Below are 25,842 nucleotides of genomic sequence, written 5' to 3' on the forward strand. Positions count from 1 at the left end.
CGACACCTCAGATCCACACCGGGGGAGGAACGGCCGTGCGCGCCACCGAGAAGACCGAGACCCAAGCACCGACCGAGCGACCCGATCTCGCCGCGTGGCGCCGCCGCCACGCATTGCGCAGTTCGTCCGCCGCCACCGCGGTACCCAGCGGACGGACGTATCGGCGATCGTCGAAGCATCGCGATCGCCGATACGAATCCTGAGCTCCTACTCGGTGTTTCGGGTCAGCACCACCAGCGGCAGCGGTTTGTCGACCTTGGCCTGATACTCGGCCAGCAGTGGGTTCTCCGCCAGCGCCCAGGCGGCGAACTCGTCGTACCTGGCGCCGGTGAGCACCTCGGCCGTCGCCGCGAACTTCTCCCCGCCCAACTCGATCGTCACCCGCGGGTCGGCCTTGGCGTTGTGGACCCAGGCCGGATACCGATCCTCGATGAACGAGCTCACGTACAAGACGTCGCCGCGATACAGGGCACCAAGTGGAACCACATGCTGCTTACCGCTTTTGGCGCCGGTGGTCGTCAACAGCAGCAGCGTTGCCCCCGCGTAGTCGCCACCGACCTGACCGTTGTTCTCCCGGAATTCCCGGACGACGCCGTCGTTCCACCCGGCCATCTCCTCGGCCGAGTACTCCCGGTTCCACGGTGCGTCCGGGTCGTCGTACGAAGTGATCTCTTTCGCGTCCGCCGCGTTGTTGTCCATGCGAGCAGTGTGACAGCGACCACCGACAACCAGCTCAGGCCGAACTCGCGTAGCGGCGGATCGCGAGGGGTGCGGACAGGGCGAACAGAGCCGCGATCCACAGCCATGCGGCCAGGACCGGATGCTGGGTCCGCCACGCGCCCGCCGACGCGGCCGGATCGGACCCGAGCAGCGTGCGCAGTGCTGCGACGATGGCGCTGACCGGATTCCACTCGGCGATGGTCGCGACGCCGGTGGGCATGGTGGCAGCGGGGACGAAGACGTTGGAGAACATCAGCGCGCCGAAGATCATCGGCGCCGCCTGCTGCAGCGCTTGTTCGTCCTTGATCGCCGTGCCGAGCGCGATGCCGAGCCAGGCCAGGACCCAGCGGAACGCCAGCAGCAGTGCGATCGCCGCCGCGACCTCGCCGAGCGTGGCGTCCACCCGCCAGCCGAGCAGGTATCCCGCGCCGGACATCAGCGCGAGCGCGAGCACACCGACCACGGTCTCGGCCAGCGCGAACCCGGCCGGTGCGGCGGCAGGCGACAGCGGCAGCGCGCGGAGCCGGTCGGTGAATCCGCTGTGCAGGTCGGCGTTCACGGTCGACGCGGTGGAGGTCAGTCCCATGGCCGCGACCAGGACCAGCACACCGGGTACCAGGTAGGCGCGGTAGGCCGTGGCGTCGCCGCCGCCGGCGAGCGCGCCGCCGAAGACGAAGCCGAACAGCAGCATCATGCCCAGCGGCGCCGCCAGGGTGATCGCGAACAGGCCGGGGGAGTTGCGGTAGTTCGTCAGCACCCGCCCGAACAGGATCGACGCACCGGCGTAGACGGACACCTCGCGGGTGTCGGTCGCGCTCATGCCGCGATCCGATCGTGACCGGTGAGCGCGAGGAACGCGTCGTCGAGAGTGGTCGCGCGGGTGCCGATATCGCGGACGGTGATATCGGCTGCGTCGAGCGCGCGCAGGACCGTGAGCAGACCGGGGGCCTCGCCGGTGAACGTGAAAGACAGTTCCAGTGGCGAATCAGGTTGTGCTGGTAGGGGATCCACCGGCGAGCCGCCGAAGCTGCCGAGGATCGCCAGCACCTCGTCGTGGCGGCGCGGATCGGCGACGACCAGGTCGAGGCCGGCGGGCACGGCCGCGAGGATCTGCTCCGGTGTTCCGGTCGCAATCACCTTCCCGGCTTCCAGGATGGTGATCGCGTCGGCCAGGCGCTGCGCCTCGTCGAGGTACTGGGTGGTGAGCAGCACGGTGGTGCCCTCGGCGACGAAATCGCGGACGTAGGTGTAGATCTCGTTGCGGCTGTGCGGATCGAGTCCGGTCGTCGGCTCGTCGAGGAACAGCACGGCGGGGCGCACGATCATGCCCGCGATGATGTCGAGCCTGCGGCGCATGCCGCCGGAATAGGTGCCTGCCGTGCGATCGGCGGCCCCGGCCAGTTCGAATCGATCCAGCAATTCCGCCGCGTGACGGCGGGCCGCGACGGCGCGGAAGCCGTTGAGGCGGGCCAGCAGCACGAGATTCTGCCGTCCCGTCAGGCGCGGGTCGACGGCGTGGAACTGGCCGACCAGGCCGAGCTGCCGCTTCGCGTCGTCGGCCTGGCCGACGGTGTCGAAACCGCGGATCGCGGCCCGGCCCGACGTGGGGCGCGCCAGGGTCGCCAGCATGCGCACAGTGGTGGTTTTGCCCGAGCCGTTCGGGCCGAGCAGGGCGTGCACCTGGCCGGTCGGCACCCGCAGATCCACCCCGTCTACCACGGTGTTCTTGCCGTATGTCCTGGTCAGTGCAGTGGCTTCGATGGCGTGCACGGCGTTCTCCCTCCATTGCTAACAGCGTTCGCAATTGCAGGATACGCATCTGCTAACACTGTTCGCAACTGGCGTTCTGCGGCATGCTGGCACCTATGACGCACACCGGATCCTCGTTGTGGTCGCGCGGCGGTGCGCCCCGCCCTGGGCCGCGCCCGGCGTACACGCTCGACCAGCTCGCCGACGCCTGCGTGCGGCGCGCCGACGCGGGCGGACTGCGGGCTGTCTCGATGCGCGGGGTCGCCGACGAACTCGGCACCGCCGCCGCCTCGCTGTATCGCTACGTCGACGGCAAGGATGACCTGATCGCGCTCATGGTCGACCGGGTGGCGGGCGAATACGACTACCCGGCCACCACCGGCGATGTGCGCACCGACGTGCTCGCCCTCGCCGAACAGTCCCGCGCGCTACACCGCAGGCATCCATGGCTGGCGCAGGCGGGCCCGACGGCCATGGGCCCCAATTCGGTGCGCTACCTGGACCGGATGGCCGGTGCGCTGGCCCCCGCCGGGCTCGCCGCAGGCGCGACCATGATGGGCATCGCCCTGCTGTCCGGCTGGGGCGCGACCTTCGCGGCGCAGGAAGCAGCCGGTCTGTCCGCCGCGCAACTCGGTGCGGGCCTGACCGCACCGCCGGGCGATTTTCCGCACCTCGCAGCGTTGTTCGCGACCGAGCCCGCCTCCGCGCAGGGCCCGATCACCAACGACGAGGTGTTCGTCGCCGGCGTCGACGCCCTGCTGTTCGGCATCCTCGCCGACACCGGGAGATGAACGGCGCCGATCAGGTCGGCGGGCGCAGGGCGGCGAATTCGTCGGTGACGCGGAGGCCGGAGTCGGTGAAGCGGTAGAGGGCGGCGGGGCGGCCGCCAGCGCGGCCGGAGGGGGCGGTGTCGCCGGTGGGCGTGATCACCTTGCGGCGGGAGAGGACTCGTTGGAGGTTGGTGGTGTCCACGTCGTAACCCAGTGCCGCGCAGTAGATTTCGCGGAGTGTGGACATGGTGAAGGTGTCGGGGGCCAGGGCGTAGGCGATGTTGGTGTAGGAGAGTTTGGCGGCCAGGCGGGTGCGGGCGTGGTCGACGACGGTGCGGTGGTCGAAGGACATGTCCGGGAGTGCCGAGACCGGGTGCCAGGTGGTGTCGGGGGGTAGTTCGGGTTCGGTGGTCAGGGGGACCAGGCCGAGGTAGGCCGAGGCGATGCGGCGCGGGGCCGGGACGCGGTCGGGGTCGCTGAACACCGAGAGCTGTTCCAGGTGGGCTAGCTCGCGGACGTCGACCTTCTCGGCGAGCTGGCGCCGGGCCGAGGCGTCGAGGTCCTCGTCGTCGCGGAGCCGGCCGCCGGGTAGCGACCAGGTGCCCTTCTGTGGGTCGAGTGCCCGCTCCCACAGCAGCACCGCCAGTTCCGGGTGCCTCGAACGGCCCGCGGCGCCGCTACCTGCGGAAACCTCGGCGGGGAAGCGGCGAACCTGGAACACCGCGGTGAGCGATTCGTGGATGGTGTTACTATGGGGCACGTTTTCGATTCTAAGTCGAAAACCTGGTTTGGTGCGAATCGAGGCGATGGCGCCGTTCGCACGAGGAAGGGAGCCACCATGGCGACGACGACTACACAGCCGACGCTGATGGGTTCGGTCTTCGACGGACCCACGGGGTACACGGGTGTCGAAGCGACGCCGGAGTGGGCGCAGGAGGTGCGGCGGCTGGCGCGTGAGCGCAACGCCACGATCCTCGCGCACAACTACCAGCTGCCCGAGATCCAGGACGTGGCCGACCACGTCGGCGACTCGCTGGCACTGTCGCGAATCGCGGCCGAGGCCGAAGAAGACACCATCGTGTTCTGCGGCGTGCACTTCATGGCCGAGACCGCCAAGATTCTCAGCCCCGCCAAGACGGTGCTGATCCCGGATCAGCGCGCGGGCTGCTCGCTGGCCGATTCCATCTCCGCCGAGGAGTTGCGGGCCTGGAAGGCCGAGCACCCCGACGCGATGGTGGTGTCGTATGTGAACACCACCGCCGAGGTGAAGGCGCTCACCGACATCTGCTGCACGTCGTCGAACGCCGTGGACGTGGTCGCTTCGATCGACCCCGATCGCGAGGTGCTGTTCCTGCCCGACCAGTTCCTGGGCGCGCACGTCAAGCGTGAGACCGGCCGGGAGAACATGTACATCTGGGCGGGCGAGTGCCACGTGCACGCGGGCATCAACGGTGACGAGCTCACCGAGCAGGCGCGCACCCACCCCGACGCCGAGCTGTTCGTGCACCCGGAATGCGGCTGCGCCACCTCGGCGCTGTACCTGGCCGGCGAGGGCGCGTTCCCGGCCGAGCGGGTACACATCCTGTCCACCGGCGGCATGATCGACGCGGCCAAGGCCTCGACGTCGAACCAGGTGCTGGTGGCGACCGAGGTCGGCATGCTGCACCAGCTGCGCAAGGCGGCGCCCGGCATCGACTTCCAGGCCGTCAACGATCGCGCCTCCTGCAAGTACATGAAGATGATCACCCCGGCCGCGCTGCTGCGCTGCCTGGTCGAGGGCGCCGACGAGGTGCATGTCGACCTGGCGATGGCCGAGGCAGGTCGCGCCTCGGTGCAGCGGATGATCGCGATCGGCAACCCCGGCGGTGGGGAGTGACCGCGCCCTTCGCCGCGCGGTCGAGCCGGTAACGACCATGACGGCGACGGTTCCGGTCTCCTGGGAGGCCGAGGTCGACCTGGTGGTCATCGGTGGTGGCGTCGCGGGGCTGACGGCCGCGCGCACGGCGTCGCTGCGTGGGCTGCGGGTGCTCATCCTCAGCAAGGGCGGGCCCACCGACACCTCCACGCAGTACGCGCAAGGTGGCATCGCCGTCGTTGCGCCACAGGGCGATTCGGTCGATTCGCACGTGCATGACACCGTCGAGGCCGGTGCCGGGCTGTGCGAGATCGACGCGGTGCGTTCGATCGTGGCGGGCGGGCAGGCGGCGGTGGCCGCGCTGACCGACCTCGGCGCGGTCTTCGATCTCGGTCGCGACGGCCAGATCTCGCGTACCCGCGAGGGTGGGCACAGCACCCGCCGCATCATCCACGCCGGTGGTGACGCCACCGGGGCCGAGGTGCAGCGGGCGCTCAACGCGGCCGGGCTGCCGGTGCTGTTCGGTGCCGCCGCGTTGCGGGTGATGACCGGGCCCGACGGTGTGCGTGGCGTTGTCGCGGTGTCGGACAACGGTTTCGGTGTCGTGCGCACGCCCGCGGTGCTGCTGGCTACCGGTGGGCTCGGACAGCTCTACGCCTCGAGTACCAATCCGCCCGGCGCGACCGGCGACGGTGTGGCGCTGGCCCTGTGGGCCGGGGCGGCGGTGGCCGATCTCGAGTTCGTGCAGTTCCATCCGACGGTGCTCTACACGCCCGGCGGAGTGGGCAGGCGGCCGCTGATCAGCGAGGCAGTGCGCGGTGAAGGCGCGATTCTTGTCGATACCGAGGGCGACTCGGTGATGGCGGGCGTGCATCCGCGGGGTGATCTGGCGCCGCGGGATGTGGTGTCGCGGGCCATCGCGGAGCGGATGCGGGCGACGGGGACCGATCACGTCTTCCTCGACGCGCGCCGGATCGACGGCTTCGCCCAGCGGTTCCCGACGATCACCGCTTCGTGTCTATCAGCCGGGATCGACCCTGTGGCGCAACTGATTCCGGTCGCTCCTGGCGCGCACTACCAGTGCGGTGGGGTGCTGACCGACACCCACGGCCGGACCGGCGTTCCCGGGCTCTATGCCGCGGGCGAGGTCGCCAGGACCGGGCTGCACGGTGCGAATCGGTTGGCCTCCAACAGTTTGCTCGAGGGTCTGGTGGTGGGCGGACGGGCCGGTGTGGCTGCGGCCGAACGGCTCGATGTGCGCGCGCGGATCGAGGAGATCCCGTCGTGGGCGGTGGAATTCGCCGACCGGGCGGTGGTTCAGCAGGCGATGACCGAGCACGCGTCCGTCGTGCGTGACGGTGCCGGGCTCGGTGGCGCACTGGCGCGGATCGAGGCGGCTAGGTCGGTGGCATCGCCACTGGACACCGCGGGGGGCGCAGCGGCCAGGTCGGTGTCGTCGCCACTCGACGCCGTCTCAGGTGCTGCGCAGTCTGACCAAACCGGTTCCGGTCCAGGAATTTTCAGTGCCACCCTGCGCCGGATCGAGGATGCCGCGCTGACGCTGACCGCCCGTGCGCTGCTGGTCGCGGCCGCCGACCGCGCCGAGAGCCGGGGCTGCCATACGCGGTCGGAGTATCCGGGCCCGACCGAGGACCGACGGCACAGCACCGCGGTGCGGCTGGGCGCCGACGGCACGGTCGAATTGTCCACCGTCGATGTCGTCGCGGTGCCGGTCTGTGCGCGATGAACACCGGGCACAGTCGCCTGAGCAAGACCGGCGGACGGATCATGTCCTCCGCCCAATCGAACCGGCGCACGGTGCGCCCGAGAACAGGAGTGCAGTGATGGCTCTGGATGCCGCCTTGGATCGTGACGAGCTGCTGGCGCTGATCCGCACCGCCCTCGACGAGGACCTGCGGTACGGGCCCGACGTCACCACGGTCGCGACCGTGCCCGCCGATGCGGTGAGCAAGGCTTCGGTGGTGTCGCGTCAGGACGGCACCGTGGCCGGGCTCGATGTCGGGCTGCTGGTGCTCGACGAGGTGATCGGTGCCGGGAACTACACCGTCACCGATCGGGTCGCCGACGGTACCCGGGTGGAGCCCGGCACCTCCGTCCTGAGCATCGAGGCGCCGACGCGTGGCCTGCTCACCGCCGAACGGACCATGCTGAACCTGGTGTGCCACCTGTCCGGTATCGCCACCGCCACCGCGGCCTGGGTCGACGAGGTCGACGGCACCGATTGCAAGATCCGCGACAGCCGCAAGACCCTGCCCGGGCTGCGTGCGCTGCAGAAGTACGCGGTGCGCGTCGGTGGCGGTGTGAATCACCGGATGGGACTGGGCGACGCGGCGCTGATCAAGGACAACCACGTCGTCGCCGCGGGCTCGGTCGTGAACGCCCTGCGCGCCGTCCGCGAGCTCGCTCCCGATATCGCCTGCGAGGTCGAGGTGGACAGCCTCGAACAGCTCGACGCGGTGCTGGCCGAGAACGTCGAGCTGGTCCTGCTCGACAACTTCCCGCTGTGGCAGACCCAGGCCGCCGTCCAGCGCCGCGACACCAGCGCCCCCGAGACGAAACTCGAGTCCTCGGGCGGTCTTTCGCTCGAACAGGCCGCCGACTACGCCCGCACCGGCGTCGACTACCTCGCCATCGGCGCCCTCACTCACTCGGTCCGCGTGCTCGACCTCGGCCTCGATATGTGACCAGGCGACCTGAGCTGCGGCGATCGCCGGTGTTCTACGGTGTGGTCGTGGAGTTCTCCGAAGGGTGGGACAGCGTCGCGGTGCTGGTCGACGGTCACTGGGTCGAGCGGCGACCGCGCCGTCCGGAGGTTGCCGATCAACTGCGGTGCGAAACCCGGTTGCTGCCCTGGCTGGCACCGTTGCTGCCGTTGGCGGTGCCGGTTCCACGGATCGTGGCGGAGGCGCCGCTGGTCGTGCGGCATGCTCTCGTGCCCGGCCAGGCGATCGAATCGCCTGATGCCGAGGACGGTCTCGCGATCGGGACGTTTCTCCGTGCACTGCATGACATTCCCGCGGCCGCGGCGGTCGGGCACGGATTGCCGCCGGCGGCGGAGGCCAGGAACGAACGGACAGCGACGATCAGCCGTTTCCGGGCCGAGGTTGTGCCGCTGATTCCCGTCCCGCGGCAAGATTCGGCGCTGGCGATCCTCGACGCCGCAGGGGGACTCCCCGCGGACACCCTCGTCCACGGCGACCTCGGGCCCGAACACATCCTGGTGGACGAAGGTCGTGTCAGCGGCGTGATCGATTTCGGCGATACTCATCTCGGCGATGCCGCGATCGACTTGGCGTGGCCACTGTTCGGTGCAGGGGTCGACTTCGCTGACGCGATCGCCGCCGCCTACGGCCTCACCGACGACCTACGCCGCCGCGCGCTGGTATGGCAACAACTCGGACCCTGGTACGAAGTGACCCACGGCTTGGACATCGGTGACGCCGAGACGGTCCGCAGCGGTCTCACCGGCGTGCTCGACAGGCTGGACAGTTCCGCAGCTGATGGTCCGGCGCACGGGTGGCCGACATGATGTCGAGCCGGAAGGCATGACACCGGTGTGCTGGGAATCCGGCCGCTGAAGTGCGGTGCGGTCAGGTCGATCCGCCGGACGGTGGTCCGATGTCTACGCGGTGAGTTCGCGTTGTAGCGGCGTCCGGAAGCGGGGGATGGTGCGGACGTCGCCGAACCAGGTTGTGGTGCGGTCTGTTTCGGCGTCGATCAGCTTCCGGGTGTCGGTGCCCACGTCCTCGAGGAGGCGGGTCACCACTTCGCCGTCGGGGCGTTGGGCCCAGCCGCCGACGATGCGGCCGTCGGCCCAGATGGTGGGGCCGATATTGCCGTTGCGGTCGAACAGGGCCTCGGCGTGCGGGCCCAGGAACCAGTCGCGGGACTGCCAGCCCATGGGAGTCGGGTCAAGGGCGGGAAGCAGGGCGGCCCAGGGCTCGGGGGCGGGGACCGGGTCGAGGTCGTCGGCGAGGAGGATGCCGGTGACTCCGTTCAGGTCGACCTCGACGGTTTCCAGGTGCGCCAAGGCTTTTCGGACCTCGCCGAGGGTCCAGCCGGTCCACCACTTCAGGTCGGTGACAGGGGCGGGGCCGAAGGCGCGCAGCCACTGCCGCACCAGTTCGACCCGGGCCTGCTCGGCCGGAAGGGGGGAGAACCCTTGTGGCAGCCAGGTTTCGACCGGCGCCCAGGTGTACTGGCTGCTGGCCCAGCTGCCGTTCGGTCGCCCGCGCACGATCCGGCCCTCGGCGCCGAGCACCACCAGGACCCAGGTGGTGATGCTGGTCGGCTTCGAATACGACTTGCCTGGCGACGTGTCGATCTGGGTGCGCAGGCGCGGCACGTCCTTGCTCAACTGCACGCCGGTCGCCGCCCCGCGGGCGAGCAGCGCGGCGTGCGTCTCGGCCTCGACATCGCTGAGCCAGGACTGGATGTCGCCGTCGACGACCCCGGCCTGTTCGATATAGCGGCCGTAGGCGCGGCGCTGCTTGTGGGCCAGCGCGTCGCAGGTGGAGGCCTGCAGGACCGGCAGCAACTCGGTCGGCGCGACGAACATGGTGCGGCGCATGGCGAGTAGCCGCAGCAGGGTTCGGTCGTCGTAGAGCGCCCTCTCGACATCCGCCGGGGTGAGATCGATGCCGCGGGCGCCGACCGACAGGTACACCGTCGCCGGATCGGTGGCGTGCAGCACGACCATCGAGCGGGCGATGTCGACGGGGTCGGTCGAGCGGGCCGAAGGCGCGAGGCGATGCCGGGTCGCCAGGCGTGCGCGTCGCTGCGCGACGTCGATCGAGAGCATGTCCGGATCGTAGGCGGGGGCACCGACGAACTTGCCGTGCGCGGGTTCGAGGCGCTGATCGACAGCCGAATCCACCGGCGCGAAATGTCCATTTTGTGCAGACCGTGCGGTCGTCGTTTTCGCTCCGACGCGCGAATCCCGTTGCTATGGTCCGCTCATGAGCGCAGCGCCACCGGTCGTCACTGCCGCTGATCTGGGTGTGGACGACGAGGAGCGGCCCGCGCGGGTGCTCTCGGGGTTCGCGGGGCGGTTGGTCGGCGTCGTCGCGCTCGGGCTGGCGCTGCTGGCGGTGTGGCAGGTGTTCCGGCCGCTGGCCCAAGGCAGTCAGTACTACCTGGTGGTGTTTCTCGCGGTCGCGCTGCCGCTGGTGTATCTGAGCTACCGGTCGTGGTGGGGCAGGCTCGATCGCGCCGACGGTCCCGCCGTGCTCGACTGGGTGCTGGCCGCGGTCGCGCTGCTGGTGTGCCTGTATCCGATCCTGCCGCTGCGCATCGGTGACGCGGGTGGCGGCTACAACGCGTTCCTCGACCGGCAGGGGATGCTGGCGCCACTGGATGTGGTGATGGGCGGGTTGCTGCTGGTACTGGTGCTCGAGGCATGCCGGCGCACCACCGGGATCATCCTGCCCGCGGTGTGCCTGGTGTTCCTCGCCTACGGCTACTACGGCGGACTGCTGCCGCAGGACTGGGCGATCGCGCACGCCGGACTCGACGTCGACCAGATCGTGGACGCCCTGTACAACTCCGGCAGCGGCTTCTACGGCACACCGCTGGACGTGGCGGCCAGCTACATCGTGTTGTTCACCCTCTATGGCGCCGTCCTCGAATTCTCCGGTGCCGCACGGTTCTTCGTCGATCTGTCGGTCTCGCTGTTCCGTCGCTCGCACAGTGCGGCGGGACGGACAGCGGTGGTGTCGGGGTTCCTGCTCGGCACGGTCTCCGGGTCGGGCACCGCGACCGCGGTGAGCACCGGCGCGGTCACCTGGCCGATCCTGCGCCGGGCTGGCTACCGGCCCGAACAGGCTGGCGGCATGCTCGCGGCGGCCGGTGTCGGCGCGATTCTGTCGCCGCCCACGCTGGGCGTCGCGGCGTTCATCGTCGCCGAATATCTCGACGTGTCGTATGTGACGGTGCTCGGCTGGGCATTGATCCCGACGCTGCTCTACTACCTCGGCATCCTGCTGTCGGTCGAGATCGACGCCCGCCGCATCCACGCCGAGGGACGCGCCCCGGCCGATCTCGCCGACGGACCGCTGCCGACGCCGTGGTGGAAACTGCTGGGGCGCTTCGGGTATCACTTCTCCTCGCTGATCGTGATCGTCGTGCTGCTGCTGGCCGGGATGAGCGCGACCCGCGCCGTCGTCTACGCCACGGTGCTCGCCCTGATCCTGGCCGTGCCGGATCGGATGCTGCGCGCGCGAGCGGAAGCTGCCGACGAACCGACGAAAGAGCCTGGCGAACACACTGTTCCGAGCGCCGACAGGCAGCGGTGGTCGAGCGAGGAGGTCGGGCAGTTCACGCTCGAGGCCCTGCGCGCGCTGTCGCTCGGCATGCGCTCGGCGCTGCCCGTGGTCGCGGTGTGTGCGGCGGCGGGCGTGATCACGGCGATGACCACCAAGACCGGCCTCGGCGCGCAACTGGCGTCGCTGCTGGTGCGGGCCGGTTCGGTGCTGTCCGACGACCCCGCTGTCGTCCTGGCGACCACCGCGGTGCTGGCGGCCATCGCGCTGTCGCTGCTGGGCCTGGCGGTGCCGGTGACGGCGTCGTTCGTCATCGGCTGGGTGATCATCGGGCCCGCCCTGCTAGACCTGGACGTCGCCGCGCCCGCGGCAGCGATGTTCGTCTTCTACTTCTCGGTGCTCTCGGAGGTGACGCCGCCGACCGCGCTGGCCGCCGTCGGCGCGGCCGCGGTCACCGGGGCGAAAGCCATGCCGACCATGTGGGCGGCGCTGCGGTACGCGCTGCCCGCGTTCCTGGTGCCGCTGATGTTCGTGCTCACCGACTCCGGCCAGCACCTGCTCGGCCGCGGCGCCCTGCTCGACGTGCTGTGGGTGAGCGCGGCCGCCTGTGTCGGCGTGGCGGCGCTGGCGGCGGCGACGGGCGGCTGGCTGTTCGGCATCGGCGCGGTCGGGCCGATCCCACGCGGGCTGGCCGCGGCGGCCGGTTTGACCTTGCTCTACCCGAATCCGGTCGCGACCGCCATCGGACTCGTGTTGCTGCTCGTCGCCGTGCTCGCGGGCGTCGTCGACCGGCTGCGACGCCGAACAGCCACGGACACACCGTGATCCGTGGACATCAGCTCCGACGAGAGGGGACCTCATGGTCAGAACAGTTGTCGCCGTGGTCGCGGTATCCGCCGCGGCCGCTTTGCTCACCGGATGCGGCGGGCGGCAGGACACCCCGACCGCCGACGCCGGTGGCGAGGTGACCTGTGAAGTGAAGCAGGACACCAGGATCGGCATCGCCACCGGCAATGCGACCGGCGTCTACTTCGCGCTGGGCAATGCCTACGCCGAGCAGATCTCGGCCGCCACCGGCGGCACGGTCAAGGCGACCGCCGCCGAAACCGGTGCGTCGGTGCAGAACATCCAGCAGGTCGTCGGCGGCACCTACCAGGTGGGCTTCTCGCTGGCCGACTCCGCCGCCGACGCCGTCCAGGGCAAGGGCAGCTTCACCAGCCCGCAGCCGGTGCGCGCGCTGGCCCGGCTCTACGACAACTACACCCAGGTGATCGTGCGCGCCGACGCGGGCATCAACTCGCTCGCCGATCTCCGCGGCAAGCGGGTGTCCACCGGATCGCCCAAGTCCGGCACCGAGGTCATCGCGCAGCGCGTGCTGCAAGCCGCAGGTCTCGACCCCGACAGCGATGTCTCCGCGCAGCGGCTCGACCTGACCAAGACGGTCGACGGGCTCAAGGACGGCTCCATCGACGCGATGTTCTGGTCGGGTGGCCTGCCGACGCCCGGCATCACCGACCTGTTCACCACCGCCAGGGACAAGGTCCGCTTCCTCGACATCACCGGGGTGCTGCCCAAGCTGAAGGAGATCAACCCGGTGTACGAGACGGCGGCCATCCCCGCCGCCACCTACGGCCTCGCCGCCGACGTGCCCACCATCGTGGTGCCCAACCTGCTCGTCGTCCGCGACGACCTCGACGCGAACCTGGCCTGCGTGCTCACCAAGACACTGCTCGACCGTAAGCCGCAGCTGGAGCAGGCGAATCCGGCCGCGAAGGGCATCAATGCCGACACCGCGAGCAAGACCGCGCCGGTGCAGCTGCACCGCGGGTCGGAGGTCGCGCTGGGCTGAGTGCGGGACCGTCGCGTCCGCGGGTGCGGTCGCGACGGTCACGGCCGGGAACAAGGGTCGCCGCCGCGCGGTTGTGCGAGGCATGACCGAGGCTACTGTGCGACGCGACGACCGCTGGCTGGGCGAGGACCTGGACCTGGACGCCTACCTGGACCGGATCGGCTACGACGGACCGCGCACCGCCTCCGTCGAGACGCTCCGCGCACTGGTTCACGGCCACACCACGACGATCCCGTTCGAGAATCTCGAGATCATCCTCGGCCGTGGGATCCCGCTCGAGCTGGAGGCGTTGCAGGACAAACTGATCCGGCGCCGCCGGGGCGGCTACTGCTTCGAGAACGTCGGCGTGTTCGCCGCCGTGCTGGAACGTTTCGGTTTCGGGGTCACCGGGCTGAGCGGCCGTGTCACCTACGGCGCGCTCGCCGACGGGGCGATCCGGCCCGCCACCCACGCCCTGCTGCGGGTGACGACACCCGACGACGATCGCGTCTGGATCTGCGATGTCGGCTTCGGCTTCGGCCCGCTCGAACCCTTCGAATTGGTCGACGGGCGTGGCGAATTCACTCTCGGCGACTGGCGCTTCCGGCTCGAGCGCCGCGTCGGCGACCTGTGGGTGCTGTTCCAGTTCGGCCGTGACGGCTGGATCGATCGCTACACGTTCACCGAGAACCCGCAGTACCGGATCGACTACGCCGTCGGCAACCATTTCGTCTCGACGTCGCCGCGATCCCCGTTCACCACCCGGCCCTTCCTGCAGCGGTTCCTGCCCGAGGTCCATCACGTGCTCGACGATATGACGCTGACCACCGAATATCCCGACGGCACCGGGCACTCGCGGGAACTCGAACCGGGCGAACTGCCCAAGGTGCTGACCGAGGTATTCGACATCGACCTCGACGAATCCGACGCGGCAGCCCTGGTGACGATGCCCTGGCGAAGGGACTAGCGGCCCACATCGCGGGCCTCCACCACGGCTCGGCGGTTTGCTTCCCACGTGACGCTACGGCAAATTGATGGTTACTTGCCGGGAAACAACCCCCGCTGCGTGCTGTGGGGTCCGAATCGTTGGGGTCGTTCGTGCCGAAAGTTCAGCCCGCGTCCGCGGTTGCGCCGGAGACGGCGATCCTTCGTCGACCCGTCGTCGCCTCGTCCGGGCGGCGGCAGGACCTGGACGGGTTGCGTGGCGTCGCGATCGCGCTGGTCGTGGCGTTCCACGTGTGGGCGGGCCGGGTCTCCGGCGGGGTCGACGTGTTTCTCGTGCTGTCGGGGTTCTTCTTCACCGGCGCGGTGGTCCGCGGGGTCGAACGTCGTGGGGGTGTGTCCGCCCGGGTGACCGCGCGGCGAACCGTGCGCCGGTTGATGCCCTCGCTGGTGGTGGTGCTGGCGGCCATCGTGCTCGCCACGGTCGCCCTGCGGCCCTACACCCAGCTGGGTGAGACGGCGGCGCAGACGCTGGCCTCGATGTTCTATGTCCAGAACTGGTATCTCGCGACCGCCGAACTCGACTACCTGGCGCCCGACCCGTCGGTCAGCCCGTTGCAGCACCTGTGGTCGATGTCGGTGCAGGGCCAGTTCTATCTGGTGATCCTCGCGGTCCTGGCCGGGTGGGCGTGGCTGCGACGGCGCGGCGCGGCAGGTCGGCCCGCGTTGCTGATGGTGCTGACCGGGGTGGGACTGCTCTCGTTCTGGTACGCCGCGTCCGGCTCCGCGCAGCATCAGGCGTGGACCTACTACGACAGCTTCGCGCGCGGCTGGGAACTGCTGGCCGGTGCGGCGCTGGCCGTGGCCGCGCCGTGGCTGCGGTTGCCGCGACGGATGCGTGGACTCGCCGCCGCGGTGGGTCTGCTGATGGTGCTGTCGTGCGGTCCGATCTTCGACGGCGCCATCCAGTTTCCCGGGGAGGCGGCGCTGTGGCCGGTGGCCGCGGCCTGCCTGGTGATCGCCTCCGGATTCGGTGTCGCGGGGGTGGCGGCGTGGCCGAACCGGGTACTGGCCGGGCGCGTCTGCACCGAACTCGGCGCCATCGCCTACCCGCTGTATCTGTGGCACTGGCCGATTCTCATCTTCTATCTGGCCGAATCCGGCCGCGCGCACGCCGGATTGGCCGACGGGCTGATCGTGATCGGTGTCTCGCTGGTGCTGGCGTACGCCACCACCCGCCTGGTCGAGACGCCGCTGCGGGTGCCACCCACCGGTCAGGACAGCCCGGTCGTCCGGCAGCGGCCGACGGGGGTGCTGGTCAACGCGCTGGCCGTCGCCGTGCTCGCCTCGGCGCTGGGCTGGCAGCTGGTGCTGCGGGCCAATCCGGCGGTGCCGCCGCAGGCACTCGACGTCGACCGGTATCCGGGGGCGGCCGCCCTGCTGTCGGGCGCGGAGTACTCGCCGGAACCGATGCGCCCTACCGTGTTCGAAGGGCAGGCCGACTCGCCGCCGCCGACGACCGACGGCTGCATCACCCCCAACCGCGAGGTCCGCACCTGCGTCTACGGCGACCACACCGCGACCCGCTCGATCGCGGTGGTCGGCGGATCGCACTCCGAGCACTGGATTCCCGCGCTGGAACTGCTCGGCGTCGAGCACGGCATCCGGGTGGTCTCCTATCTCAAGGAGGGGTGCCCGGTCACCCTCGCCGATCAGCCGTCGTATGGCGAATGGCCGTTCCCCGAATGTCACGAATGGTCGGTGGAGGTGCTCGACCGCCTGGCCGCCGAGCCGCCGGACTGGGTGCCCACGCTGTCGACGCGGTATCGCACGGACGGTCTGGGTGACGAAGTGCCCGGTGAGTATCTCGAGGTGTGGTCGGCGATGCAGGACCGCGGCCTGAATGTGCTGGCGCTGCGCGATACTCCGCGACTGCGCCGCGACGGGGTCCTCTACCGCGCCACCGACTGCCTGGCCCACCGCGGCGATCCCGACAGCTGCGGCCTGGACCGCGCCGACGCGCTCGACGCCGTCGACCCGGCCGCGGAACCGGCGGCCGGCTACCCGAACGTCTACCTGCTCGACCTCTCCGATGCCGTGTGCAGACCGCAACGGTGCCGGGTCGTCGAGGGCAATGTGCTCATCTACCGCGACGAACACCACCTGACCGCCAGCTACGCGCGCTCGCTCGCCCCCGAGCTCGGCCGCCAGATCGGGGCGATCACCGGCTGGTGGTAACGAGCGAGATGCGTACCGACGCCGCGACTCCGGCTACCCTCGGTCGCGTGCGCATCTCCCGCAAGACACCGGTCCTGCTCCTCGCGCTCGCCCTGTTGCCGGTCGCGTGCTCGTCGGGACCCGATCAGCCACAGACCGTCGCCGACGCTTTCGCCGCCGCCCTGAGCAGCGGTGACGCGTCCGCCGCCGCGGCACTCACCGACGAGCCCGAGCAAGCCCGTCCGGTCCTGACCACCCTGTTCGAGAACCTCGGAAAGAACGACTCGGTCCGGGTGTCGGCTACCGACGACAGCTCCTTCACCCTCGAATCCACCTGGAAATTCGGCCCGGAGGGCCGCAACGAGTGGACCTACACCAGCACCGGCACCGCCGCCGACACCGACGGCTGGAAGATCGACTGGAATCCCGCGACCGTCGCGCCCGGGCTCGAACTCGGACCGCTCAGCTACAGCCCCGTCTACCCGAAACCCGCGCGCGTGCTGGACTCCTCGGGCGGTGACCTGATGACCCAGCAGGTGGTGACGCTGGTGACCGTCGCACCCGACGCCGATCTGGCCGCCGCGGCCGCGCTGCTCGCGCCGCACGGTGTCACCGAGGCCGCATTGCAGACGGATCTGGCTGCGGCGCAAGGTAAACCGATCACCGCGGTCGCCCTGCGCGAAGCCGACATCGCCCCGGTCCAGCAGGCACTGAGCGGAGTGCGCGGTGTGACGCTCGCACCGCAGACCCGGCTGCTCACCGTCGACAAGACCCTGGCCGGACCCACGACCTCGGGTCTGGCCGAACTCTGGCAGCAGCAGGCCGACAGCGCGGCGGGGTGGGCGGTGCGCGCGCAGACCGCACAGGGCACCCAGCGCATCGCCGGACCCGACGCGACCCCGACCACCGACATCGCGACCACCGTCGACATCGACCTGCTGAACGCCGCCGAGGCTGCCCTGACCCCGCTGACCCAGCCCGCCGCGATCGTCGCCCTGCGGCCGTCGTCCGGGGAAGTCCTCGCCGTCGCCCAGAACGCACCGGCGGACGCGCAGGGACCGATCGCGCTCACCGGCCTCTACCCGCCCGGCTCCACGTTCAAGACCGTCACCGTCTCGGCCGCGCTGCAGGCGGGCGGGGTGAACATCGACACCGTGCTGCCCTGCCCCGGCCGCGCGACCATCGAGGGCCGCACGATTCCCAACGACAACGGCTTCGATCTCGGCCCGGTGCCGCTGCACACCGCGTTCGCGCGTTCCTGCAACACCACGATGGCCGAACTCGGCGTGCGATTACCCGCCGACGGGCTCACCGCGGCCGCCGCGCAGCTCGGTCTGGGGGTGGATTATGTGACACCCGGCTTGACGACTGTCACCGGGAAGGTTCCGCCCGCGCAGAACCCGGCCCAGCAGGTGGAGTCGAGCATCGGGCAGGGCAGTGTCACCGCCTCACCGTTCGGGATGGCGCTCGTCGCCGCCTCGCTCGCGCACGGCTCCGCGCCGGCGCCCGCCATCGTGCGCGGGCGGCCCGGCACCGCGGATCGGGCGTCCGCGCCGGTGCCCGCCGACGTGACGTCGCAGATAGAGACCATGATGGGAGAGACGGTGTCCGCCGGAACCGCCACCGCGTTACGCGATATTCCGGGGCTGCTCGGCAAGACCGGCACCGCCGAATACCTCGACGACAAGCACGCGCACGGCTGGTTCGTCGGCATCGACGGCGACCTCGCGTTCGCGGTCTTCGTCGCCGACGCGGGAAGTTCGGGGCCCGCGGTGGAGGCGGCCGGACGGATGCTGCGAGCCAAACAATGATCTATGTCACCCTAGGTGGGCGGGCAATCCCCCCGCTGCCGCACGCGGTCCGCACCGGGCCAGCTACACTCGTCGACGGACCATATCCATGGTCAATACGCGGGATGTCACAATTTCGAGAAGGTTCGGAGTAGGCGCCATCGATACCGGTCAGAAGATCGCGGAGCATTACCGCCTGGTCGAGCGTATTGGTAGCGGCGGCACAGGCGTTGTATGGCGTGCTGTCGACGAACGCCTCCAACGCTCCGTGGCTGTAAAGCAGATCCACATCAAACCCAGCCTGCCCGAGGGCGAGCGGGATGTCTTGCGCCAGCGTGCGATTCGGGAAGCCCGCAACGCGGCGCGCTTCCAGCATCCCAACGCCATCGTCGTTTTCGACATCACCGAGCACAACGGTGATCCGTGCCTGGTGATGGAGTACCTCAAGTCGGTCAGCCTGGCCGCCGAGCTGGGACAGAAGGGTCCGCTGCCGCTGACCGAGGTCGCCCGCATCGGTGAGCAGGTCGCGTCCTCGCTGATCGCCGCCCACCAGGCCGGACTCGTGCACCGTGACGTGAAACCGGGCAACATCCTGCTCGGTGAGCACGGTGAGGTGAAGATCACCGACTTCGGCATCTCCCGCGCCGCCGGTGACGTCACCCTCACCGAGACGGGCCTGATCTGCGGCACCGCCGCCTACCTGGCGCCGGAGGTCGCGCGCGGTTCCGATCCGACGCCGGCCGCCGACGTGTTCGCGCTGGGTGCGACGCTGTTCCACGCGCTCGAGGGTGAGCCGCCCTACGGCGCCAACTCCAACCCACTAGCCGTGCTCTACGCGGCGGCCAACGGTCAGGTGCGCGAGCCGCGCAACGCCGGTCCGGCCACCGACTTCCTGCTCGACCTGCTCAGCCCGGACCCGCTGGACCGGCCGACGATGACCGAGTCCCGCGACGCGCTGGCCGCCTTCGCCGACGCCGACGCCGTGCCCGCCGGATTCGTGCCTGCCAGCGAGGCCTACGGCCGTCGCAACTCCGCTGCCGCGACCCAGGTGATCCGGCAGTCCGGGCACCGGACCTCGCACGCGGGCGCGTCCACCGCGACGACCAGGCAGATCCGGTCGAACCCGCGTCCGCCGGCGCGCCACGACACCGCCGCGCACCCGCCGACGGCCGCCCAGCCCGCACCCCTGCCGCGCAAGCAGGCGGGCAAGGGCCGTGCGGTGTTGATCGGTTCCGGTGTCGGCGCCGTGATCGCCGCCATCGCCGTCGGGATCAGCGCGATGAACAGCTCGGACTCGAATTCGCCGCAGGTGCAGGCGAATCCGTCGACCTCGGTGCAGGCCTCGGCCGGTCCGGCCTCGCCCAGCGCGGTCCCGGCCGCGCTCGGCCAGACCGCCAATGTCGGCACGGTGGACATCGGCTCGGCGGGCCTGCTGGTGGAGGACTTCTTCTCCAACCCGGCCGGTTCGTGGTCGCTGCTGACCCCGGCCGCGCAGAAGGTCTACGGCAGTGAGGCCGCGTTCCGCGAGTACTGGAACGACCGCACCGTCGACACCTTCGCCAGCATCACCGCGGTCAAGGGCAACAACGCCGACGGCTCGACCGACATGCGCCTGGCCAGCATCACCATCAACGGCCAGACCAAGGCCATGGTCATGCGGGTCGTGAACTCCGGCGGCAGCCTGCGAATCGACGGCGACACCCGCTGACAGCCGGCTCGGACAACGGATTGTCGACGGACCCGGCAGGGACAACCCTGCCGGGTCCGTCGTCTTCGGCGGGATGTGCCGGAAAAGCGATGGCGGGCGCCCATTAGGCTGGTACCTGACCTGAGCCACGCACAGACAGGACTGCACCCCGATATGACTTCCCGCATCGAGCTCGCCCGCGTCGATCTGCGCGGTCGTACTCCCTCCGCTGCCGAGCTGCGCACCGCGCTGCCGCGCGGAGGGGTCGACGTCGACTCGGTGCTGCATCATGTGCGGCCGGTCGTCGAGGACATCCGCGACCGGGGCGCCGAGGCCGCGCTGGACTACAGCGAGAAGTTCGACGGCGTGCGTCCCGCCGCGGTGCGCGTGCCCGTCGCCGAGCTGGCCAAGGCACTCGAGGAGCTGGACCCGGCCGTGCGCGCCGCGCTCGAGGTCGCCATCGAGCGGACCAGGAAGGTGCACGCCGATCAGCGCCGCACCGACACCGTCACCGAGGTGGTGCCCGGCGGCACCGTCACCGAGAAGTGGGTGCCGGTCGAGCGGGTCGGGCTGTACGTGCCCGGCGGCAATGCCGTCTACCCGTCCTCGGTCGTGATGAACGTCGTCCCGGCCCAGGCCGCGGGCGTGGAGTCACTCGTCGTGGCCTCGCCGCCGCAGGCCCAGTTCGGCGGCCTGCCGCACCCGACGATCCTGGCGGCCGCCGCGCTGCTCGGCGTCGACGAGGTGTGGGCGGTCGGCGGTGCCCAGGCTGTGGCGCTGCTGTCCTACGGCGGCACCGACACCGACGGCGCCGCCCTGGAACCGGTCGACCTCATCACCGGTCCCGGCAACATCTATGTCACCGCGGCCAAGCGGCTGTGCCGCGGCCTGGTCGGCATCGACGCCGAGGCGGGCCCCACCGAGATCGCGGTGCTCGCCGACGCCACCGCCGACCCGGTGCACGTGGCGGCTGACCTGATCAGCCAGGCCGAGCACGACGTGCTCGCCGCCAGCGTGCTGGTCACCGACTCCGTCGCGCTGGCCGACGCGGTCGACGCCGCGCTGAACACCCAGCTCACCGTGGTCAAGCACGACGCGCGGGTGCGGGAAGCGTTGAGCGGCAAGCAGTCCGGGATCGTCCTCGTCGACGACATCGCCCAGGGCCTGCGTGTCGTCGACGCCTACGCCGCCGAGCACCTCGAGATCCAGACCGCCGATGCCGCGGCCGTCGCGGCGCGGGTGCGCAGCGCCGGCGCGATCTTCGTCGGCCCGTGGGCGCCGGTCAGCCTGGGCGACTACTGCGCGGGTTCCAACCATGTGCTGCCCACCGCGGGCTGCGCGCGGCACTCGTCCGGTCTGAGCGTGCAGACCTTCCTGCGTGGCATCCACATCGTGGAGTACACCGAGGCCGCGCTGAAGGATGTCGCCGGACACGTCGTCGCCCTGGCCGATGCCGAAGACCTGCCCGCCCACGGCCAGGCCGTGCAGGCGCGTTTCGAGGCACTGTCGTGAGTACTCCGACCGTGCCCGGCGCCTCGGCGACCCTGGACCAGCTGCCGCTGCGCGACAACCTGCGCGGCAAATCCCCGTACGGCGCACCGCAATTGACGGTGCCGGTGCAGCTCAACACCAACGAGAACCCGCACCCGCCGAGCAAGGCGCTGATCGACGACGTCGCCGAATCGGTGCGCGCCGCCGCCGCGGACCTGCACCGGTACCCGGACCGGGACGCGATTGCCCTGCGCGCGGACCTCGCCGCGTACCTGACCCGCCAGACCGGCGTCGCCGTCGACACCGCCAATGTGTGGGCGGCCAACGGCTCCAACGAGATCCTGCAGCAGCTGTTGCAGGCCTTCGGCGGACCGGGCCGCAGCGCACTGGGTTTCGTGCCCTCGTACTCGATGCACCCGATCATCTCCGAGGGCATCGACACCGAGTGGATCGAGGCCAAGCGCAGCGGCGACTTCTCCCTCGACATCGACTACGCCGTCGCGCAGATCACCGAGCGCCACCCCGACGTGGTGTTCGTGACCAGCCCGAACAACCCGACCGGGCACAGCATCCCGATCGACGAGCTCGAGCGCCTGCTCGCGGCGGCGCCCGGCATCGTCGTCGTCGACGAGGCCTATGGCGAGTTCTCGGCCGCGCCCAGCGCGATCACGCTGATCGACCGGTTCCCGACCAAGCTCGTTGTCACCCGCACCATGAGCAAGGCGTTCGCCTTCGCCGGCGGGCGCCTCGGCTACCTGGCCGCCTCGCCCGCGGTGATCGACGCGATCCTGCTGGTTCGCCTGCCCTACCACCTGTCGGTGGTCACCCAGGCCGCCGCGCGCGCCGCCCTGCGGCACGCCGACGAAACCCTGGGCAGCGTCGCGGAACTGGCGGCGCAGCGCGACCGGGTCGCCGCCGCGCTGGCCGAGCAGGGCTTCGAGGTGATTCCCAGCGACGCCAACTTCATCCTCTTCGGCCGGTTCACCGACGCCGCACGCGCCTGGCAGCACTACCTCGACGCCGGTGTGCTCATCCGCGACGTCGGCATCCCCGGCTACCTGCGCGCCACCGTCGGGCTCGCCGCGGAGAACGACGAGTTCCTGCGCGTGAGCCGCGACATCGCGGGCACCGACCTCACCCACTGACCGCTGGAGGCAAGAGATATGAGCAGAACAGCGCGGGTGGAGCGCGTCACCAAGGAATCCAGCATTCTGGTCGAGCTGAACCTCGACGGCACCGGGCAGACCGAGATCTCCACCGGTGTCCCGTTCTACGACCACATGCTGACCGCGCTGGGCGCGCACGCGGGGTTCGACCTGGTCGTGCGGGCCGAGGGCGACATCGAGATCGAGGCACACCACACGGTCGAGGACACCGCGATCGTGTTCGGCCAGGCGCTGGGCAAGGCGCTGGGCGACAAGAAGGGCATCCGCCGCTTCGGCGACGCGTTCATCCCGATGGACGAGACCCTCGCGCACGCCGCCGTCGACGTGTCCGGCAGGCCGTACTGCGTGTTCACCGGCGAGCCGGAACACCTGGTGCACACCATCATTCCGAGCGCTGGCCCCGGCGCCTCGTACTCGACCGTGCTCAACAAGCACGTGTTCGAGTCGATCGCGCAGAACGCGCGGATCGCGCTGCACGTGCGGGTGCTCTACGGCCGCGACCAGCACCACATCACCGAGGCCGAATTCAAGGCGGTGGCGCGGGCGCTGCGCGCGGCCGTCGAGATCGACCCCCGGGTGAGTGGTGTCCCGTCCACGAAAGGCGTGCTGTGAGTTCGAAATCCGTCGTCCTGCTGGATTACGGCTCCGGCAACCTGCACTCCGCCGAGCGCGCGCTGGTGCGGGCCGGCGCGCAGGTGGAGGTCACCGCCGACCCGCAGGCCGCGCTCGCCGCCGACGGGCTGGTCGTCCCCGGTGTCGGCGCGTACGCGGCCTGCATGGCCGGGCTGCGCGAGGTGCGCGGTGAGCGGATCATCGGCCAGCGCCTCGCCGGTGGCCGCCCGGTCCTCGGCATCTGCGTCGGCATGCAGATCCTGTTCGACCGCGGCGTCGAGTTCGACGTGGAGACCGAAGGCTGCGGCGAATGGCCGGGCACCGTCGCCCGCCTCGACGCCCCCGTCCTCCCGCACATGGGCTGGAACACGGTCAAGGCTCCCGCCGACAGCACCCTGTTCGCGGGCCTCGACGCGGACACCCGCTTCTACTTCGTCCACTCCTACGCCGCCCAACAGTGGGAACTCCCCGAGAACGAGCACATCGCGCCCCCGAAGCTCACCTGGGCCGAACACGGCGTCCCCTTCCTCGCCGCCGTCGAGAACGGTGTCCTCTCGGCCACCCAGTTCCACCCGGAGAAGTCCGGCGACGCGGGTGCGCACCTGCTGCGCAACTGGATCGGGTCGCTGTAGTCCGGACGCTGCTCTTCCCCGATCGGCTCAGCGGCTCTACGCGCGGTGGTTTTCTCCCTCGGGTCGAACGCGCACCGGAACCGGACCACCATCGCGGCACGTTTGGGTGTCACCCCGACCTGTGTGGTGAATCTCGACCACACGCGTTTGCGACTCCATCCGGTGAGCTCGGCCAGGTCCCGCACCCGCACGTCACCGTTGCTCGCGACGATGCGATGCCAGCAGGCGGCGACTTCGGGATCGGCTGTCCTGGTCGAGGTCCGGTCGGTGAGGAACCGGGTCGTCACAGCGAATCGTTCTGCCCACGTTGCCTTTTCGGCCAGTTGCTCGCGGAGCAGCGTCGCCGCCGGGCCCCAGACATCGCCGATGTCGGCCACCGTGTCGCGCAGATCGCCGGGGAGGCCACCGAGCAGTCGGTAGGCGGCGATCGGCGACAACCGCGCCTCGAGACATTCGAATCGTCGCGTGCCGACACGGTGCGGTCCCGGTGACAGACCGGCGACCACGCCACCGAATATGTTCTGCCCGAGGGCATTTCCCACAGCGAGTCGGCTCTCGCCGAACTGGATGACCACAGTGACTTCCGGCCGGGCGACGACCTGCATATCCGCCCCGCCAGCCACCCGATCACGAAAACCGCCTATCGTCACCCCGTCGATCGAGGGTGCGCACGGTAGGGCCACCTCCCAACCCGTGAGCTCGCGTTCGGACATGATCGGCCGCACGCTTCGAGACTACGAGCGTGGTGGCGGGACCGGCAACGGCCTCAGTAGGTGTCGAAGCGGGCGCGGTCGGCGGCTTCGGTGCCTGCGTCCCAACCCTGCTCGCTGCGGATCGTGATGCCCTTGGTGCGGACGGTGGGGAAGTAGGTGTCGAAGGCCTTGTCCACTCGTTGCTGGTGGGAAGCGAGGACGGGGAGCAGGCGTGCGGGGTCGGGGGATTCGGCGATCGTCGCCTCGGTGGCCTTGGTGAGGCGCTCGCCGATTCTGGCGGCGTAGGCGGTGAGGAAGGCCTTGCGGTAGTGGCGGGAGCGGGATTCCTCGGTGGTCGTGGTCTCGATCATCGCGCGGGTGGCCTGGACCAGGAGCGAGGTCGACAGGAGTTCGACGGCGTCGAGGTCGGTGTCGTCGCCGACGATGGTGACGAAGCCCCAGTCGGCGAGGAAGATCGCGCGGCAGCGGTTGGCGCGGGTGACCATGTCGACCAGGAGGGCCTTGGCGTCGGTGTAGGGGGTGTCCAGCCAGAGGCGGCGGGCGGCGGGGAGGTCGTGGTCGGTGGTTCCGTGGTCGAGCAAGGCGCGGTCGATCGCATATTTGGTCATGAGTTCCTGCGCCTTGGCGGAGAGGGCTTCCGCCTCCTCGGCGAAGGAGGTCGACTCGGCCTTCGCGAGGAGCCCGCGCACTCGGCCGAGGGTCTTCTCGTCGACGTGGTGGTGCGCGACCCTGGGCGCGGTGCCGGGCAGCGGCAGGATCTGTTCGAGTTTCGGCAGGCGGATGAGCAGGGCGAGGGCGGTCAGCGCGGCAGTGAGGGCTTCCGGCGCGGTGAGCAGGGTGCGGTCGGTCCACTGCGCGAGGTGCGAGCGTTCCGCTGTCCACCACACCGTGGCACCCAGCTCGTCCAACTGCGACTGCCAGATCTCGTCGACCGCTTCGGCGGCGAATTCGAGACGGTGCGCGGCCATCAGATCGGTCAGATAACCGGCCGCGAACTCGTCGACCCGTCTGCGTGCCGCCTCGTGGATGTCCGCGGGCAACCACCCGAACTCGAAGGCGCGGGCGAGGATCCGCGCACCGGCGAGCTGAACCCCCGCGGCCAGGTCCGCACCGGCCACCTGCTCGGCGAACCGATCGAGGGCGGTGGTGTCGCCCTGCGCAGCGAGGAAGGCGACCGTCGCGATCGCGTCGGCGACCTGCGGCAGATCGCCCGACAGCGCGGCGTCGACCGGAAGTCCGCCTGCGGCTGCCGGTCGTCGTCCGGTACGACGTCGACGATTCTGCTTGGCCACGAGCTACGCAATCCTGTTCCGTGGAGGAACCGCCCCGAGGGGCGGCAGCGAATTGTTCGCGTCGTCCATTGTCGCGTATCGACTCGGCGATTCGGCG

General features: G+C 70.2%; 21 protein-coding genes. 15 read left to right on the forward strand and 6 right to left on the reverse strand.

The window, feature by feature from the left end; all coding sequences use genetic code 11:
• Positions 1–207: 207 nt before the first annotated feature.
• The 3 genes from IEY60_RS30340 to IEY60_RS30350 are packed head-to-tail and all read right to left on the reverse strand — an operon-like array spanning position 208 to position 2,490.
• A complete protein-coding gene (locus IEY60_RS30340; protein WP_189033949.1) occupies positions 208–699 on the reverse strand; it encodes a nitroreductase/quinone reductase family protein in 492 nt (163 codons plus the stop codon).
• Between the two features lie 34 nt (positions 700–733).
• Positions 734–1,540 carry an ABC transporter permease gene (locus IEY60_RS30345; protein ID WP_189033950.1) on the reverse strand — a complete coding sequence of 269 codons (807 nt, stop codon included), beginning with the start codon at positions 1,538–1,540 and terminating at the stop codon, positions 734–736.
• Positions 1,537–2,490 carry an ATP-binding cassette domain-containing protein gene (locus IEY60_RS30350; RefSeq protein ID WP_189033951.1) on the reverse strand — a complete coding sequence of 318 codons (954 nt, stop codon included), beginning with the start codon at positions 2,488–2,490 and terminating at the stop codon, positions 1,537–1,539. Before IEY60_RS30350 ends, IEY60_RS30345 begins: the two co-directional genes overlap by 4 nt.
• A 95-nt stretch (positions 2,491–2,585) precedes the next feature.
• Between IEY60_RS30350 and IEY60_RS30355 the strand changes: the two genes are divergently transcribed.
• Positions 2,586–3,260: a TetR/AcrR family transcriptional regulator gene (locus IEY60_RS30355; RefSeq protein WP_229740267.1), complete on the forward strand. Its 675-nt coding sequence runs from the start codon at positions 2,586–2,588 to the stop codon at positions 3,258–3,260.
• 10 nt (positions 3,261–3,270) lie between these two features.
• Here the strand turns inward: IEY60_RS30355 and IEY60_RS30360 are convergent, their stop codons facing one another.
• Entirely contained in the window at positions 3,271–3,999 is a 729-nt protein-coding gene (locus IEY60_RS30360; RefSeq protein ID WP_189033953.1) for an NUDIX hydrolase, read from the reverse strand.
• Positions 4,000–4,077: 78 nt separating this feature from the next.
• Here IEY60_RS30360 and nadA point away from each other — a divergent pair, with 78 nt between their 5' ends.
• From nadA to IEY60_RS30380, 4 genes are all read left to right on the forward strand, one after another.
• Positions 4,078–5,115: a quinolinate synthase NadA gene (gene nadA / locus IEY60_RS30365; protein WP_189033954.1), complete on the forward strand. Its 1,038-nt coding sequence runs from the start codon at positions 4,078–4,080 to the stop codon at positions 5,113–5,115.
• A gap of 37 nt (positions 5,116–5,152) precedes the next feature.
• Positions 5,153–6,841 carry an L-aspartate oxidase gene (locus IEY60_RS30370; protein WP_189033955.1) on the forward strand — a complete coding sequence of 563 codons (1,689 nt, stop codon included), beginning with the start codon at positions 5,153–5,155 and terminating at the stop codon, positions 6,839–6,841.
• A 97-nt stretch (positions 6,842–6,938) separates the two neighbouring features.
• On the forward strand, positions 6,939–7,799 hold the full coding sequence (nadC, locus tag IEY60_RS30375) for a carboxylating nicotinate-nucleotide diphosphorylase (protein WP_189033956.1): 861 nt from the start codon (positions 6,939–6,941) through the stop codon (positions 7,797–7,799).
• 47 nt (positions 7,800–7,846) lie between these two features.
• Complete coding sequence (locus tag IEY60_RS30380; protein WP_189033957.1) at positions 7,847–8,644, forward strand: phosphotransferase; 798 nt, start codon at positions 7,847–7,849, stop codon at positions 8,642–8,644.
• Positions 8,645–8,737: 93 nt separating this feature from the next.
• Here IEY60_RS30380 and IEY60_RS30385 read toward each other — a convergent pair whose 3' ends face one another.
• Positions 8,738–9,916, reverse strand: coding sequence for a winged helix DNA-binding domain-containing protein (locus IEY60_RS30385; protein ID WP_189034121.1), 1,179 nt, complete (start codon positions 9,914–9,916; stop codon positions 8,738–8,740).
• A 157-nt stretch (positions 9,917–10,073) separates the two neighbouring features.
• Between IEY60_RS30385 and IEY60_RS30390 the strand changes: the two genes are divergently transcribed.
• The 10 genes from IEY60_RS30390 (at position 10,074) to hisH (ending at position 23,740) form a co-directional block, all read left to right on the forward strand.
• Positions 10,074–12,200 (forward strand): TRAP transporter permease, encoded by a 2,127-nt coding sequence (locus tag IEY60_RS30390; protein WP_189033958.1) that lies wholly within the window; start codon positions 10,074–10,076, stop codon positions 12,198–12,200.
• A 34-nt stretch (positions 12,201–12,234) separates the two neighbouring features.
• Positions 12,235–13,224: a TAXI family TRAP transporter solute-binding subunit gene (locus tag IEY60_RS30395; RefSeq protein WP_189033959.1), complete on the forward strand. Its 990-nt coding sequence runs from the start codon at positions 12,235–12,237 to the stop codon at positions 13,222–13,224.
• Between the two features lie 82 nt (positions 13,225–13,306).
• Positions 13,307–14,170, forward strand: a complete 864-nt coding sequence (locus IEY60_RS30400) for an arylamine N-acetyltransferase family protein (RefSeq protein ID WP_189033960.1) — start codon at positions 13,307–13,309, stop codon at positions 14,168–14,170.
• 131 nt (positions 14,171–14,301) lie between these two features.
• The gene (locus IEY60_RS30405; RefSeq protein WP_308426143.1) at positions 14,302–16,383 is read left to right on the forward strand and encodes an acyltransferase family protein; all 2,082 of its coding nucleotides are present in this window, start codon (positions 14,302–14,304) and stop codon (positions 16,381–16,383) included.
• Between the two features lie 8 nt (positions 16,384–16,391).
• A complete protein-coding gene (locus IEY60_RS30410) occupies positions 16,392–18,173 on the forward strand; it encodes a penicillin-binding transpeptidase domain-containing protein (protein WP_229740268.1) in 1,782 nt (593 codons plus the stop codon).
• Positions 18,174–18,261: 88 nt separating this feature from the next.
• Positions 18,262–19,860: a serine/threonine-protein kinase gene (locus IEY60_RS30415; protein WP_229740269.1), complete on the forward strand. Its 1,599-nt coding sequence runs from the start codon at positions 18,262–18,264 to the stop codon at positions 19,858–19,860.
• 153 nt (positions 19,861–20,013) lie between these two features.
• Positions 20,014–21,351 (forward strand): histidinol dehydrogenase, encoded by a 1,338-nt coding sequence (gene hisD, locus IEY60_RS30420; protein WP_189033961.1) that lies wholly within the window; start codon positions 20,014–20,016, stop codon positions 21,349–21,351.
• The gene (locus tag IEY60_RS30425) at positions 21,348–22,475 is read left to right on the forward strand and encodes a histidinol-phosphate transaminase (RefSeq protein WP_189033962.1); all 1,128 of its coding nucleotides are present in this window, start codon (positions 21,348–21,350) and stop codon (positions 22,473–22,475) included. Before hisD ends, IEY60_RS30425 begins: the two co-directional genes overlap by 4 nt.
• Before the next feature lie 18 nt (positions 22,476–22,493).
• Positions 22,494–23,108, forward strand: coding sequence for an imidazoleglycerol-phosphate dehydratase HisB (hisB, locus tag IEY60_RS30430; RefSeq protein ID WP_189033963.1), 615 nt, complete (start codon positions 22,494–22,496; stop codon positions 23,106–23,108).
• Positions 23,105–23,740 carry an imidazole glycerol phosphate synthase subunit HisH gene (gene hisH, locus IEY60_RS30435; protein WP_189033964.1) on the forward strand — a complete coding sequence of 212 codons (636 nt, stop codon included), beginning with the start codon at positions 23,105–23,107 and terminating at the stop codon, positions 23,738–23,740. Before hisB ends, hisH begins: the two co-directional genes overlap by 4 nt.
• 766 nt (positions 23,741–24,506) lie before the next feature.
• Here the strand turns inward: hisH and IEY60_RS30440 are convergent.
• Positions 24,507–25,745 (reverse strand): DUF2786 domain-containing protein, encoded by a 1,239-nt coding sequence (locus tag IEY60_RS30440; RefSeq protein WP_189033965.1) that lies wholly within the window; start codon positions 25,743–25,745, stop codon positions 24,507–24,509.
• Positions 25,746–25,842: the final 97 nt, after the last annotated feature.

Source organism: Nocardia rhizosphaerihabitans, assembly GCF_014646295.1.
GTDB lineage: Bacteria > Actinomycetota > Actinomycetes > Mycobacteriales > Mycobacteriaceae > Nocardia > Nocardia rhizosphaerihabitans.

Bases quoted from the DNA above. Each gene is read 5' to 3' on its own strand.
- IEY60_RS30410 (WP_229740268.1), top strand. From the start codon at position 16,392: ATGCGTACCGACGCCGCGACTCCGGCTACCCTCGGTCGCGTGCGCATC.
- hisD (WP_189033961.1), top strand. From the start codon at position 20,014: ATGACTTCCCGCATCGAGCTCGCCCGCGTCGATCTGCGCGGTCGTACT.
- IEY60_RS30355 (WP_229740267.1), top strand. From the start codon at position 2,586: ATGACGCACACCGGATCCTCGTTGTGGTCGCGCGGCGGTGCGCCCCGC.
- IEY60_RS30415 (WP_229740269.1), top strand. From the start codon at position 18,262: ATGGTCAATACGCGGGATGTCACAATTTCGAGAAGGTTCGGAGTAGGC.
- nadA (WP_189033954.1), top strand. From the start codon at position 4,078: ATGGCGACGACGACTACACAGCCGACGCTGATGGGTTCGGTCTTCGAC.
- nadC (WP_189033956.1), top strand. From the start codon at position 6,939: ATGGCTCTGGATGCCGCCTTGGATCGTGACGAGCTGCTGGCGCTGATC.
- IEY60_RS30390 (WP_189033958.1), top strand. From the start codon at position 10,074: ATGAGCGCAGCGCCACCGGTCGTCACTGCCGCTGATCTGGGTGTGGAC.
- IEY60_RS30340 (WP_189033949.1), bottom strand. From the start codon at position 699: ATGGACAACAACGCGGCGGACGCGAAAGAGATCACTTCGTACGACGAC.
- IEY60_RS30370 (WP_189033955.1), top strand. From the start codon at position 5,153: ATGACGGCGACGGTTCCGGTCTCCTGGGAGGCCGAGGTCGACCTGGTG.
- IEY60_RS30385 (WP_189034121.1), bottom strand. From the start codon at position 9,916: ATGCTCTCGATCGACGTCGCGCAGCGACGCGCACGCCTGGCGACCCGG.
- hisB (WP_189033963.1), top strand. From the start codon at position 22,494: ATGAGCAGAACAGCGCGGGTGGAGCGCGTCACCAAGGAATCCAGCATT.
- IEY60_RS30395 (WP_189033959.1), top strand. From the start codon at position 12,235: ATGGTCAGAACAGTTGTCGCCGTGGTCGCGGTATCCGCCGCGGCCGCT.
- IEY60_RS30345 (WP_189033950.1), bottom strand. From the start codon at position 1,540: ATGAGCGCGACCGACACCCGCGAGGTGTCCGTCTACGCCGGTGCGTCG.
- IEY60_RS30400 (WP_189033960.1), top strand. From the start codon at position 13,307: ATGACCGAGGCTACTGTGCGACGCGACGACCGCTGGCTGGGCGAGGAC.